This is a genomic window from Cryobacterium shii (genome assembly GCF_004402595.1).
Taxonomy (GTDB): Bacteria; Actinomycetota; Actinomycetes; order Actinomycetales; family Microbacteriaceae; genus Cryobacterium; species Cryobacterium shii.
On the sequence record NZ_SOFY01000062.1, the window covers coordinates 1 to 13,688 of the forward strand.

Below are 13,688 nucleotides of genomic sequence, written 5' to 3' on the forward strand. Positions count from 1 at the left end.
AAAGTTTCTTTCCTTGACAGTCAGAAACCTAGACAGGAAGCGGCGTGCGGCCGTTAAGGCGCTCCGAAAGACCCACAGATGCAGCAGGAGAGCCGAGATCTTGTCGTAAAACCACTCTTTCGGGCTGTCGGGGGCCGATTTGGGCAAAATCTCCGTCGAATCCGTTCGCGGGCGGAGTCGGCACCAGAGGGACGCGGACTCCGATTCAGACTCGGACGCGAGCCCGGCCTCACCTGGTCGGGTGCACCTAGCAGGCCTCCGCGGCCCGCAGTAGGTTGCCAGCACCGGGCAGAGTCAGCAATTTTGCGAGCCCGCCGATGGTGGGAGAACAATGCTCGAGAGCAGCGTGGTCTGGTTCAACGAAATCGGTCTGGCGGACATTCCGCAGGTCGGCGGTAAGAACGCTTCACTCGGGGAGATGGTGCGCAATCTCTCCAGCGCGGGCGTGCAGGTGCCCGACGGGTTCGCGACCACCGCGAACGCCTACCGGGCCTTCGTCACGGCAAACGGGATCGAACCGGCGATGCGCCACCAACTCGACCTGTTCCATGCCGGCCACGCGTCGCTCCGGGCCACCGGCGACGTGCTGCGCGAGTTGTTTTTGGGGGGTGAGTTTCCCGCGGACATCGCCGACGGCATCCGTGCCTCGTACCGTGAACTCTCGGAGAAGGCCGGGCACCCCAATCTGCCGGTGGCCGTGCGCAGCAGCGCCACCGCCGAGGACCTGCCGGATGCCAGCTTCGCCGGTCAGCAGGAGACCTTCCTGAACGTGTCCGGGGAGCGTGACCTGCTCGACGCCTGCCGCCGCTGCTACGCGTCGCTGTTCACCGACCGGGCGATCAGCTACCGGGAGGTCAAGCACTTCGACCACCTGGAGGTGGCGCTGTCGATCGGAATTCAGCGCATGATCCGCTCCGATCTGGGCGGTTCCGGGGTGATGTTCTCGATCGACACCGACAGCGGATTCCCGGGCGTCGCCGTGATCAGCGCCTCCTGGGGGCTCGGCGAGACCGTGGTGCAGGGCACCGTCAACCCCGACAAGTACCTCGTCTTCAAGGAACTGCTGGAGCAGCCCGGCTGCACCCCGATCGTGGAGAAGACCCTGGGCGAGAAGGCCCGCAAGATGGTCTACGCCAAGGGTGGCAGCGCCCGCACCCGCATGGTCGACACCCCCGACGGGGAACGGCAGTCGTTCGTGCTGACCGACGCCGAAATCGTGAAGCTGGGCCGCTGGGCCGTGATCGTGGAGAACCACTACGACCGGCCGATGGACATGGAATGGGCCAAAGACGGCCTGACCCGGGAGCTGTTCATGGTGCAGGCCCGGCCCGAGACCGTGCAGTCGCAGGCCAGCGGAACCAAGTTCACGGTCAGCCGGTTGAGCGAGAGGGGTCCGCTGCTGGTCACCGGGGTCGCGATCGGCGACAGCATCGCCTCCGGCACGGCCTGCGTGATCAAGGACCCGGCCGACATCGAGAAGTTCATCGACGGCGCCATCCTGGTCACCGAGATGACCGACCCGGACTGGGTGCCCATCATGACCCGCGCGGCCGGCATCGTCACCGACCATGGCGGCCCCACGAGCCACGCCGCCATCGTCAGCCGGGAGCTCGGTGTGCCGGCCGTCGTCGGCACCGGTAATGCCACCAGCGAGCTGACGGATGGCCAGCTGATCACCATCTCCTGTGCCGAGGGCGACGAGGGCTACGTTTTCGCGGGAGCCCTGGCCTTCGAGACCGAGGAGATCGACCTGGGCGAGGTTCCCGAGACCCGCACCAAGGTGATGGTCAACATCGCCAGCCCCGCCGCGGCCTTCGAATGGTGGCGGCTGCCGGCCGCCGGCGTGGGTCTGGCCCGGATGGAATTCATCATCAACAACCTGATCAAGATCCACCCGATGGCGCTGGTGCATCCGGAGCGGGTCACCGACCGGGCCGCGCAGAAGCAGATCCACGAACTCACCCGCGGCTACCTCGACCCGAAGGAGTACTTCGTGCAGGCGCTCGCGCTGGGAATCGCGAAGCTGACCGCTCCGTACTACCCGAACCCGGTGATCGTGCGGATGAGCGACTTCAAGACCAACGAGTATGCGCACCTCATCGGCGGGATGGACTTCGAGCACTCGGAGCAGAACCCGATGCTCGGCTTCCGGGGCGCGTCGCGCTACTACGACCGCCGCTACCGGGAGGGGTTCGCCCTCGAGTGCCGGGCGATCAAGCGGGTGCGCGAGAAGATCGGGTTCACCAACGTGATCGTGATGGTGCCCTTCTGCCGCACCACCGCCGAAGCCGACAAGGTGATCGCGGCGATGGCGGAGAACGGGCTGGTGCGGGGCGAGCGCGGGCTGCAGGTGTACATGATGTGCGAGATCCCGGCCAACGTCATCCTCGCCGAGAAGTTCGCGACCCGGTTCGACGGCTTCTCGATCGGTTCCAACGACCTGACCCAGCTGGTGATGGGCGTCGACCGTGACGCGGAAGACCTCGCCGCCCTCTTCGACGAACGCGACGAGTCCGTGAAATGGATGATCAGCGAGGCAATCAGAAAGGCCCACGCCGCCGGAATCAAGATCGGCATCTGCGGCCAGGCGCCCAGCAACTACCCCGACTTCGCGGCCTTCCTGGTGCAGCAGGGCATCGACTCCATCTCCCTCAACCCGGACAGCTTCCTCAAGACGGTCTCCCACATCGCCCAGGCCGAGCAGGAGCTCGACACGGCGTAGGCGTACGGCGCTGACAGCGCGGCGCTGACATTGCGTCGGCGCAGCTCCTTGACGGTGCTGCGCCGACGGATGCCGGATGTCGCGGGCGCCGCCGGCGGATGCCGGTCGTCGCCCGGGCTGCGCTACCGCTCGGCCTCGTCGAACTCGTCGAGCACGGCCTGTTCGTATTCCGCCTCCGCGGCGTCTGCCCTGGCGCGGGCCTCGGCCACGCGCTCGCTGATCGCGTGCTCGGATTTGCGGAGGCGAGCTGCCTCGCTCGGGGTGGCGTTGATGAGCAGGTCCTCCAGCGTTTCGGGGTCGAGGCGCATCGCGGCCATTGCGTCCACCTCGGACCGGGCCACCGCGGCCTTGCTGCGGAGGAGCTGCAGCCGAGACTCCTGCTCGGCTTTGCGTGCTCGCTGCTCGGAGGACTGCCCGGCCGCGTGCGGGACCGGGACGATCGCCTCGGTGCCGCCGGTTTGGGTCCCGCCGGTTCCGGTGCTGCCGGCCTCGTTCGTGCCGGGTGAGGTGCTGCTGCCGCCGGCGTCGTTGTCTGTTCCGTGCTCTGCGTTGCTCATACTGTCTCCCTTTTTTCGCTGGCAGCCTAGCGCGGGAGGGCACCCGGGGAAACGGGGGCGTCGCCGCTCCAGGCGTCGTGCAGCAGCCGGGTCAGGGCTTCCGGGGTGACCGGGCGCGGGTTCGACGGCGGCGCCGCGGGCACGATCAGCGCCACCGCCCGGGTGATGTCTTCCTCCCGGAAACCGAAGTCCCGCAGCGCGGTCGGCGCGTGCAGGCGGTCGCTCAGGGCGACCAGCGACTCGACGGCGGTGGGCGGTTCGGCCGGTGTTCCGGCTGGGCCGGGCACTTCAGTCAGGTCGGCGGCGGCAGCCGCGGCCCCGAGCGCACGGGCGAGCAGCGCCTCTGCCTCGGGCGCGGCCGGCACGTTGAAGGCGACCACATGCGGCAGCACGATCGCGTGCGTCTCTGAGTGGGGCAGTCCGAACGTGCCGCCGAGAACGTGGCAGATCTTGTGGTGCAGGCCCGAGCCCGCGCTCGAGAACGCGCTCGCCGACAGGTAGGCGCCGTAGAGGGCCTCCTCCCGCGCGGCCAGGTCACCGGGGTCGTCGGCGATGAGCGGCAGGGCGTGCGCCAGCATCCGGATCGCCTCGGCGGCAATCGTGCTGCTGACCGGGTTCTTGCCCGGGGCCCAGAGCGCGTCGATGCCGTGCGCGAGGGCGTTGAGCCCGCTGGACACGCTGAGGTCGCGGGGGAGCGCCCGGGAGAGCTCGGCGTCGTAGATCACGGTGCCGGGCAGCACCCGGGGATCGAAACCGGTCGTCTTCACCCCGTGTTCGACCTGGCCCCAGACGGCGGTGGCCTCCGACCCGGAGTAGGTCGTGGGCACCGCAACGATCGGCAGGCCCTCGGCCCGCGCGACCGCCTTGGCCAGGCCGATCGCCGACCCGCCGCCGATCGGCACGAGCACGTCGATCCGGGCGTCCCGGGCGGCCTGGCGGGCTCGCTCGGCCGATTCGACCGGCACGTGCTGTACGACGTCGTCGAAGATCGCGGCCGGACGGATGCCGCCGAGCACCCCGGTCGACCGCTCCAGTTCGCGCCGGCTCGCGATCACCATCACGCGCGGGGCGTCGCTGCCGGGGGTGCTGGTCCTGCCGGAGGCGTTCGTGCTGCCGGAGGTGCTCGCGCTGCCCGGCAGACCGCCGGGCTCGGCGAGCACCCGGGCGAGCAGCTCGGCGGCCCGTCCGGTGCCGAAGAGCACGCGCTGCGACTGGGTGCGGTATTCGAAATCGAGCGGGGGCTGCGGGGGCTGCGTGTTCACGGGGTGGCTAGGCGCCGGTCTGCGCGGGGCGGGCCAGCCAGGCGAGGGCGGCGGCGACATCCGTTGCGGCGATGCCGTGCCCGCCGTCTCGCAGCTCGTGGTCGACCTGGGCGCCGCGTGCGGTGAGCACGCCGGCCACCCGCACGGCCCTCGCGAGCGGGGCCATCGGGTCGGTGCGGCCGCTCAGCAGCAGCACCGAGGTGCGTGGCAGGTCCGTGCCGAGTTCCCGGTCGTCGAGCGGGAACATGCCCGAGAAAGCGATCACCCGGTCGAGGGCCTCGGGGTGCAGGAGGGCCGTGGCCAGGGCGATGTTCGCCCCGTTGGAGAAGCCCACGGCGATCAGGCGGCGCTCGCCGAGGTCGTAGCGCTGCCGGGCCCAGGCGATGAAACCGGCCAGCTCGCCGGAGCGGCGCACGACGTCGTCGACGTCGAACACGCCCTCGGCGAGCCGCCGGAACCAGCGCAGCATCCCGCCCTCGGTGACCCGGCCGCGGGGTGCGAGCACGGTCGCATCCGGGTCGAGTGCATCGGCGAGGTTCACGATCTCCTGCTCGTTGCCGCCGGTGCCGTGCAGCATCAGCAGCACCGGGGCCGCAGGCGAGCCCGCCCGGTAGACGTGCGGCCAGTCGAGGTCGGGCAGGCCGGCGGGCGTGCCAACGGTCAGGCCGGGGGTCTGATCGGCGGGCAGCCCGGTGGCCGCTTCGGCGGCTGTGTGATCGCTCATCGGTGTTCTCTAGCCGACCGTCGCGGAGGCGGGGTTGTTCTCGGCCGGCAGCGTGATCGGCACGACGGCGCGCTCGATCTGGTCGCGGCTGGGCTCGAGCCACGGCGGCAGCTTGAGCGAGCGGCCCAGTTCGAGCAGTGGCTCGTCGATGTCGAAGCCGGGGGTGTCGGTTGCGATCTCGAACAGAACGCCGCCCGGCTCGCGGAAGTAGATCGACGTGAAGTACTGGCGGTCGAGGATCGCCGTCACCCCGTAGCCGCGCTCGACGAGCTCCTGGCGCCACTGCTCCTGGGTGGTCTTGTCGGGCACGCGGAAGGCGATGTGGTGCACGCTGCCGCCGGCGGTCAGGCCCACCTGGCCGTTCGGGTCGGCGATGATGTCCACGATGTTGCCGGGGGCGCCGTCGCCCGCGCCGACCCGGATGCGGTCGGTGGTCTCCTCGATCACGTGCATGCCGAGGTCGCGGGTGAGCACCTCGACGGTGCCGGTTGGGTCGGCGACGGTGAGCACCGAGGAGTGCTGGCCGCGCACGGCGTATTCGGCAGGCACGGATGCCGAGTCCCACGGATTGCGCGGATCGACCGTCGACGAGGCCACCAGGTCGAGCTGCAGGCCGTCGGGATCGCGCAGGGAGAGCCGTTCCTCGTCGGCGGAGCGGCGCACGAACTCGGACTCGACACCGAGGCCCTTGAAGTGGTCCGCCCACCAGCCGAGGCTGCCGGCCGGCACCGAGAACGCCGTCGAAGTGGACTGGCCGGAGCCGGGGCGTCCGCTGGCGATGCCTGTCCACGGAAAGAAGGTAAGCAGCGATCCCGGGCGGCCCGCGTCATCCCCGTAATAGAGGTGGTAGGTGCCCGGGTCGTCGAAGTTCACGGTCTTCTTGACGAGCCGAAGGCCGAGGCCGGTCACGTAGAAGTCGATATTGCGCTGCGGCGCACCCGCGATGGCGGTGACGTGGTGCAGTCCGGATGTTTGCGGAGTCATGGAATCCCTTTCTGGCGGGCCCGACGGGGCTGGCTGCGATGTCGTGTCGCGGTGACTTCTATGCAAACACATGTTTCTCGGGATTCATTCCCGCGCGACGCTCCGGGCTCCGGGCTCCGGGCTCCGGGCTACTCGCCGAGGTCCCAGCACTGAGACGGCAGGTCGGCGAGCCACGCCGTCATCGTCTGCGCGTTCGCGTCGGCATCGTCGTTCTGGCTGCGCTCCGGCGGCGCCTGAAACTCGGCCTGGTCGCCGTCCGGACCGACCGAACCGGCTGGGACGCCAGCGGCAGCAGTGGTCGGCGGTTTCGCATCCGCGTTCCCGAACATGTGAACCCCCTCAGCCGGCGCGGTCAGACCCGCTGCCGGGGTCCGGGGCAACAATCCGACGCTACGCTCGAAGATCTTCCACCGTCAAGCATTCCGTCCAGCATCCCGCCGAACCTCCGCCGTCCAGGGGAGAGGCGTTCGACGGATGTCGCAGCCTGGCGATCGCCCTCACCTCGATCTGCCGCACCCGGTCCGGGGTCACTCCGAGAAGAGCTCCGACCTCGCGCAGGGTGCGCGGGCGCTCGCAGCCCAGGCCGAACCGCATCCGGAGCACCCGCTCCTCGCGGCCGGGGAGCGCGGACACCCTGGACTCCAGCCCTTCCAACAGCAGGGTGCGGCCCACGATGTCGGCCGGATCCATCGCCTGGGCGTCACTGACCGTGTCGCCGAACGGCATGGGCTCGGGGCCGTTGCCGAAGTCGACCCAGACCGGGGCGTCGAGGGAGCGGGGCGCACGCGCGTGCTCCCGCAGCGCCACGACCCGGTTGCGGGTGAGACCGGTGGCGCGGCTGAGCTCCTGGTTGGTGCCGTCCCGGCGGAGGCGCTGCCGGATCGCGTGCTCCTCGCGGGCGATGAGAAGGAGGGAGTCGGCGGTCTGCACCGGGAGGCGGATGGCCCGGGACTGGTCGGCCTGTGCCCGGGAGATCGACTGGCGGATCCACCAGGAGGCATAGGTCGAGAACTTGAATCCCCGGGCGAAGTCGAAGCGTTCCACCGCTCGGATCAGACCGACGTTGCCCTCCTGAATCAGGTCCGGAAACTCCAGGCCGCCTCCGACGTAGTGCCGGGCAACCGAGACGACCAGGCGCAGGTTGGCGCAGATCAGGTGCTCCACCGCCCGGGCGCCGTCGCCGGCGAGCCAGCGGAGCTCCTCGCGCAGCGACGCGGTCTCGCTGCTCTCGCTGCTCTCCGTGGTGCCGTTGCTACTGTCGCTGCCGGTGGTGCCCAGCCGCGTGAGCCTGTCCGCGGCCAGCAGCCCCACCTCGATCCGCCTGGCCACCTCGACCTCTTCCGCCGCGGTCAACAGCGGCACCCGCCCGATCTTCTTCAGGTAAGCCGTGACGCAGGTGGACGCGGAGTCGGCGGCTGCGCGGCGGGCGGGACGGGGCTTTCGGATATCCATGCCGGAACGGTAGGACGGGGCCGGCCCGGGCCGGGGCATCCGTTTCAGGCTGTGCGAAACCCGGCACCGTGGTCGCCTGTGCAGGGTGTGGGCAGAGTACGCGCCCGTGTGCAGGGCGGCAGACCCGAATGGGGCGTTTCGGAGACCGGCCAATGGGGTGACTATGAGGAGGGCTGTCCGGTTGAGCGGGCGTCCGGCATCGTGAGAAGGGAACGCATGATGAGCAATGCAGAACCCGGTGACTCCGGTGACAACTTCGATTATGGCGACAATTTCGTCGACGACGACGAATTCGACCCCGAAACCACGTTCGTTTCGCGCGACCGCTTCGACGCCGGCGATGCTCTCGGCGACGCCGTCGACGTGGCCGACGATGACGACGACCGCGAGGGCGACGAGGCCGACGACGACGAGGAGCGCGACGGCGACCGCGAGGACGAGGACGGCTACGAGGAGTACAACCCGCCGGCTGACCGGTTCCTCACCGCGCAGATCTGGTGGATCGCGAGCGAACTGGTGCGGCGGCATCCGCATCTGCGCATCTCCGGAGTCGAGGTCGATGAGGCCGCCCGACTGGTGATCGTGCACGACGAGCAGGATGGCATGAGCATCCAGTGGGACCTCGTGGGCGGCTGCAAATTCCTGGTCAACGGGGTCGTCAACAAGATCAGCTGGATCGAGATGCTGGCCGCGCTCAACCCGCACGAGATCGTCCGGCGCATCGAGGTGGCGACCGGTCTCGGCATCCCGAAGGTCGTTCCGGTCACGACCCCGCGGTCACTGGCCTACCGGGTGCTCGCGAGCGCGCTCGCCACCGCGATCAATGACCGGCACGAGTGGTATGCGGTGCCGGCGCCGATGCTGCACGACGAAGACCCCGACGACCCCGGATGCGAGTACTTCCGCGACTTTCCGACGACCGTCCGGGCGCGGGCCGAGTATGTGGCGGCGACCCTGCTCGAGTTCGAGGCGGGCAGCCGCAGCGTCTACTTCTTCCAGCCGTTCTGGGCGCTGCTGCGCGACCTTGAGCCGGTCGCGATCTTCGACGCGGCGGGGGTCATCCATACGGCCGCCGGGGCGACCGAGCTGATGCCCCTGTACGAGCGGACCGACCGCAAACTCGCCCTGACGACGGCGGGTGTGCTGGGCCCCTACCTGCCCTGATCGGTCAGGGTCCGCACCTGAGTGGTCGGGCGCCGTCCCTGGCGGGTCAGCAGCCGTCCCTGGCGGGTCAGCAGCCGTGCCTGCGGGTCAGCCGATGCGGCCGAGCTGCGTCAGCTTCGCGTGCAGCGCGGAGTCGCTCGGCTCGACGACGTGGGTGCCGTCGGGGAACGTGATCACGGGGATCTGCGTGCGGCCGCTGATCGCGTGGGCGCGGTCGGCGCCGTCCTCCACGAGGAGCAGGTCGACATAGTCGTAGTCGATGTTCAGCACGTCGAGCAGCTTCTTCGAGCGGCGGCAGTCGCCGCACCAGTCCGCGCCGAACATGGTGATGCGCGAGTCGGAGGTGGAGGTGGCGGTGGTGGCGTCTGCGAGGGCGGCGGTGTTTGCGAGGGCTGCGTCGTCAGCGAGGGCGGCGGTGTCTGCGGCGGAGGTGACTGCGGGAGCGGCGTGGTCGGTCATCCGTTCATCGTAAGCGGCCCCGCTGACTCTTCCCCTGCACGCCGCTCGTCTCTTTCCCCCCACCGCCCACCCCCCGCTCGTCTCCTCCCCCCGCCCACCGCTCGTCTCCTCCCCCCGCCCACCACTCCCGTCCCGTTAGCCACTCCCGCCCCACACCATCCCGCCGAACGGTGAGTATGGCTCGTGTTTTTTGCCAAAAGTGGGGCCGAACTCACGGCTCGGCGCGAGATGGGCGGCGACGGATGGGCGGCGAGCGGCGAGGCGGCGGCGGCGAGGCGGCGAGGCGGGGCGGGCGGTGAGGCGGGGCAGGTGGTGAGGCGGGGCAGGTGGTGAGGCGGGGCGGGCGGTGAGGCGGGGCAGGCGGCGAGGCGGGGCAGGCGGTGAGGCGGGGCAGGTGGTGAGGCGGGGCAAGGGCGAGGCGGCGGGCGGCGCGAGCGTCGCGCGGCGCGTGCGGCGACGGATGCCCCGAGTCAGCCGAACATGTTGAGCATCAGCCGGGACTCCTCGAGCGCCTCGACCTCGTGCGGCAGCCCGGCGTCGAGGCGCAGCAGTGCGCCGGGCACGAGCCGGGTGACCTTTCCGCCGGCGGTGACCCGAAGGCATCCGTCGAGGGCCTGCATCAGCAGGATCGTGGGCGCCGTGTGCTGCTTCAGCACGTGACCCGACTCGAATGTCAGCACGACCACGCGAACACCGGGGGAGTTGAGCACCCGGGTGTGGCCCAGACCGCCGGGCTCGACGACGGCGTCGGCACGCACATTCGAGGCAAAGGTGAGGGGCGGGGGTGAGGTGGCCATGCCCGTTACGGTAGTCCTCCACGGATGCCGCGGCGAACCTTCCCTCCGCCGGCGCAGGTTCTATCCCCCGCCGGCTTCCCCAACTTGCGCCGCGAGCGGATCATGGTTCGACGGGCCCGCGCCCGCCCGGAGCGCCCGCAGAAGCACGCAGAATCAGGGGGAAGGATGCCGATGACCGTACTCAGTGCCGGGATACTGCTCTACCGCGTCACGGAAGCCGGGGCCCTGCAGGTCTGGATCGCGCACATGGGCGGGCCGTTCTGGGCGCACAAGGACGAGCGGGCGTGGTCGATCCCCAAGGGCGAATACGCCGCCGGGGAAGACCCCTTCGCCGTGGCGAAGCGCGAGTTCGAGGAGGAGGTCGGCGTGCCCGCTCCGGAGGTCGACTACGCCGAACTGGGGGAGTTCAGACAGCCGTCCGGCAAGGTGATCACGGTCTTCACGGCCGAAGCCGACGCCGCTTTTCGGGTCGACCGCATCATCAGCAACACGTTCCCGCTCGAGTGGCCCCGCGGCTCGGGGCGGGTGCGAGACTTCCCTGAAATAGATGACGCCCGCTGGTTCACGGCAACGGATGCCCGCGCCAGGCTCGTGCGCGGACAGGTCGTCGTGCTCGACGCGCTCGAACAGCGGGTGTGCCCCGGAGACACGGTGACCGGCGGCGAGTGACGGCCCCTTTGGGGGGTCGCAAATATTCCGGCCGGTGTCGGAGACCGCTGCTAGGTTCGGTGTAAGAGAAGGCCGCTGGGGGACTGAACGTGAACTCGAAAGAGGTGGTGGGTGACATGGTGTCCACGTCGGCGCCGGTCCTGAACTCGGTGTCGACCCTGCCGGCCGATCCGGCACTCGCGACACCGCTCCCGACACCGCTCCCGACACCGCTCGCGACACCGCTCGCGACACCGCTCCCGACACCGCTCCCGACACCGCTCGCGAAACCATTCGCGAAACCGCTCCGGACCCCCTCCGCCCTCGCGACAGTCGTTCTCCCGACGGTCGAGGACCTCCTCCGTGCCTGCGAACGGTCGAGCGCCGAGGGGCGCCACCGTGAGGGCGCCGCCCAGGCCGAGGAAATCCTGGCGCGACCGGATGCGAGCGCGGTGCAGCAGGCGCAAGTGCGCGAACTGCTGGCGCTGCACCGGCTGCGGCTGGGGGATTTCAAGGAAGCCGTGCAACAGGGCCTCCTGGCGCTGGAAGCCCTGACCAGCAGCGGCGACCTGCTCCGGCAGTCGAAGGTGCACTGTACCCTGGCGCTGGCCTTCACCGACACGGGCTTGAAGGAGCAGGCACTTCAACACGTCCTGGCCGCGATCGAAGCCGCCCGGGACTGCGGCAACACGACCGCCGAGTTCTGGGCGCTCAGCCGGTCCTCCACCGTGCACGGCTCCATGGGCGACCTCGCGCGCGGAGTCGAGCTTGGCCGTCAGGCACTGGCCCTGTCCCGCACCCTCGACGACCCCGAAGTCAACTTCGTCGCCCTGAACAACCTGTCCGACAGTTGCCTGGAGGCCGCTCGGGTTCAGCGCGTCCAGGGCTTGAACCCGTCTCCGACGCTGCACTGGGGTCTGTCCCTGGTGCGGGAGGCGGTTGCGGTCGCCCACGCCCAGGGGCACACCTTCTTCGAGACCATCGCCCTCACCAACCTCGTCAGCATCCTGATCGAGCTCGACGAGCACGACGAGGCCCGTGAGCAGGCCGGCCGGTCCAAGGCGCTGGCGAACGTCAACGGTTTTCACAATCTCGAGGTGAACAACGACGCACAGCTGGCCGAGGTGGTGCGGGCCGAGGGCCACCTCGACGACGCCACCGCGATGATGGAAGCCCAGCTCGCCGACCCCTCTCTCGACAACGACCCGCCCCTTCTGATCCGGCTGCACGAATCTCTGTTCGAGATGCACAAGGAAAGCGGGCGCTTCGAGCGAGCCCTGGCGCACCACGAGAAGCTGCACGCCCTGACGTTGAACATGACGACGCAGACGGCCGAGATCCAGTCCCAGATGCTGATCAATACCATGGGGATCGAGCAGGCCAACCATGAGGCGGAGCGTTCGCAGCTCGAGGCGGAGATGCTGCGCATCCGTGCTGAGGAATTGGAACAGCAGGCCAACACCGACCCGCTCACCAGGCTGCCGAACCGGCGGGCGCTGGACCGCGAGCTGCCCAACCTGATGGATCGTGCGCAGGATCTGGCCCAGCCCTTGTGCGCGGCCATGATCGATATGGACCACTTCAAACGGGTCAACGACGTCCACGGGCACGGCATCGGCGACCAGGTCCTGGCCGAGATGGCCACCCTGCTGCGGGGCGTCACCCGCGAAAGCGACCTGGCCGTGCGCGTGGGCGGCGAGGAGTTCCTGCTCGTCCTGGCCGACACCAGCCCCGCGCAGGCCGAAAAAGTCTGCGAACGCCTCATCGCCTCGGTGCGCGGGTTCGCCTGGGGCGACCTGGCCGAGGGACTGGCCTGCACGGCGAGCGTCGGTCTGGCCGCCCGACAGACCTCGGAGAGCGTGGCGCAGTGGCTCGCTCGCGCCGACGCGGCCTTGTATGCCGCCAAGAACGGCGGCCGCGACCGGGTCGTCGCCGCCTGAGCCATGACGTCACAGACCCCGACCATGGGTGAGCAGCGCGCGGCCCGATCGGTGATCGAGGAACTGCTGCGGCAGCAGAGCACCACGCCGGCCCGCAACGGCTTCAGCCGGCTCTTCGGCTACTCCCCGCTCGGCGACGACAGCGTCAGCTGGTACCTCGGCGCGAAGGGCGAACTCGAGGTCGGCGGCATCCTCGCCACGCTTCCGCCCGACTGGACGGCCTTCCACGCCCTGCCGATCGGCAAGAAGGGCGCCGACATCGACCACCTCGTCATCGGCCCCGGTGGCCTCTTCACCCTCAACACCAAGAACCACTCCGGCAAGGGCGTCTGGGTCGCCGGCCGCACCCTGATGGTCTCCGGCCACCGGGTTCCCCACATCCGCAACGCCGAGCACGAGGCCGACCGGGTCACCAAACTGCTGCGAGAACGGATGCCGCGCCTCGCGGCCGCCCAGCCCGTGATCGCGCTCGTGAACCCGAAGTCGCTCACCGTCAAGTCCACGCCGGAACGGGTGAAGGTCGTCACCGCTCCCGGGCTGCGGCGCTGGCTGATCACGCAGCCCGTCTCCATGGGACCCGCCGAGCTGGCGAACCTCGCCGCGATCATCGATGACCCCGCGACCTGGCCGACCCCGGTATTCCCGCCAACGGAGCATCCGTTCGCGCAGTTCGCGGTCCTCGACGCCGAGGTGCGGCAGGCCAGGGTGCGGCGCACCCTGTGGAAGTTACTGGGCGCCGTCGTGGCGGCGGCCGTGGCGGTCTCGGTCGGACCGCCCCTGCTGACCGCGGTCCTGACCGCCTTCATGGGCTCCGCCACGAACCCGTAGCCGTCACGTGGTCGTCCCGCGGCCGTCCCGCGGCCGTCCCGCGGTGGCCGGGGGGCAGCGGCCCGGGGGCAGTAGCCCCCCGATGCCCGCCAAGCCAATGGCACGGAGCTCCCGTGTGGCCAACTCAGGAAAACCACTTCGGAATGCCCGA

13 protein-coding genes are annotated in these 13,688 nt (G+C 69.8%); 5 read left to right on the top strand and 8 right to left on the bottom strand.

Annotated elements, in window-relative coordinates:
- Positions 1-331 precede the first annotated feature (331 nt).
- Positions 332-2,722 (top strand): phosphoenolpyruvate synthase, encoded by a 2,391-nt coding sequence (ppsA, locus tag E3O49_RS11370; protein ID WP_134405856.1) that lies wholly within the window; start codon positions 332-334, stop codon positions 2,720-2,722.
- Between the two features lie 122 nt (positions 2,723-2,844).
- Here ppsA and E3O49_RS11375 read toward each other — a convergent pair whose 3' ends face one another.
- From E3O49_RS11375 to E3O49_RS11400, 6 genes are all read right to left on the bottom strand, one after another.
- On the bottom strand, positions 2,845-3,279 hold the full coding sequence (locus tag E3O49_RS11375; protein ID WP_134368327.1) for a hypothetical protein: 435 nt from the start codon (positions 3,277-3,279) through the stop codon (positions 2,845-2,847).
- Between the two features lie 26 nt (positions 3,280-3,305).
- Positions 3,306-4,541, bottom strand: a complete 1,236-nt coding sequence (locus E3O49_RS11380) for a maleylacetate reductase (RefSeq protein WP_244285294.1) — start codon at positions 4,539-4,541, stop codon at positions 3,306-3,308.
- 7 nt (positions 4,542-4,548) lie between these two features.
- Positions 4,549-5,265 carry an alpha/beta hydrolase gene (locus tag E3O49_RS11385; RefSeq protein WP_134451629.1) on the bottom strand — a complete coding sequence of 239 codons (717 nt, stop codon included), beginning with the start codon at positions 5,263-5,265 and terminating at the stop codon, positions 4,549-4,551.
- A gap of 9 nt (positions 5,266-5,274) precedes the next feature.
- On the bottom strand, positions 5,275-6,249 hold the full coding sequence (locus E3O49_RS11390; RefSeq protein WP_134368330.1) for a ring-cleaving dioxygenase: 975 nt from the start codon (positions 6,247-6,249) through the stop codon (positions 5,275-5,277).
- Between the two features lie 128 nt (positions 6,250-6,377).
- Positions 6,378-6,578, bottom strand: a complete 201-nt coding sequence (locus tag E3O49_RS11395) for a hypothetical protein (protein WP_134368331.1) — start codon at positions 6,576-6,578, stop codon at positions 6,378-6,380.
- Positions 6,579-6,639: 61 nt separating this feature from the next.
- Complete coding sequence (locus E3O49_RS11400) at positions 6,640-7,701, bottom strand: sigma-70 family RNA polymerase sigma factor (protein ID WP_160141095.1); 1,062 nt, start codon at positions 7,699-7,701, stop codon at positions 6,640-6,642.
- A gap of 216 nt (positions 7,702-7,917) precedes the next feature.
- On the opposite strand from E3O49_RS11400, the gene E3O49_RS11405 reads away from it, so the two are divergent.
- A complete protein-coding gene (locus E3O49_RS11405; protein ID WP_134451632.1) occupies positions 7,918-8,865 on the top strand; it encodes a TY-Chap2 family putative peptide chaperone in 948 nt (315 codons plus the stop codon).
- An 87-nt stretch (positions 8,866-8,952) separates the two neighbouring features.
- Here the strand turns inward: E3O49_RS11405 and E3O49_RS18930 are convergent, their stop codons facing one another.
- Both E3O49_RS18930 and E3O49_RS11415 read right to left on the bottom strand, forming a co-directional pair.
- Complete coding sequence (locus tag E3O49_RS18930) at positions 8,953-9,324, bottom strand: glutaredoxin family protein (protein ID WP_134368334.1); 372 nt, start codon at positions 9,322-9,324, stop codon at positions 8,953-8,955.
- Positions 9,325-9,794: 470 nt separating this feature from the next.
- Entirely contained in the window at positions 9,795-10,121 is a 327-nt protein-coding gene (locus E3O49_RS11415) for a cupin domain-containing protein (protein WP_134368323.1), read from the bottom strand.
- 171 nt (positions 10,122-10,292) lie between these two features.
- On the opposite strand from E3O49_RS11415, the gene E3O49_RS11420 reads away from it, so the two are divergent.
- From E3O49_RS11420 to E3O49_RS11435, 3 genes are all read left to right on the top strand, one after another.
- A complete protein-coding gene (locus tag E3O49_RS11420) occupies positions 10,293-10,790 on the top strand; it encodes an NUDIX hydrolase (protein WP_134368322.1) in 498 nt (165 codons plus the stop codon).
- A gap of 89 nt (positions 10,791-10,879) precedes the next feature.
- Positions 10,880-12,709, top strand: coding sequence for a tetratricopeptide repeat-containing diguanylate cyclase (locus E3O49_RS11430; RefSeq protein WP_160141096.1), 1,830 nt, complete (start codon positions 10,880-10,882; stop codon positions 12,707-12,709).
- Positions 12,710-12,712: 3 nt separating this feature from the next.
- Positions 12,713-13,537, top strand: a complete 825-nt coding sequence (locus tag E3O49_RS11435) for a nuclease-related domain-containing protein (protein ID WP_134402271.1) — start codon at positions 12,713-12,715, stop codon at positions 13,535-13,537.
- Positions 13,538-13,688 lie beyond the last annotated feature (151 nt).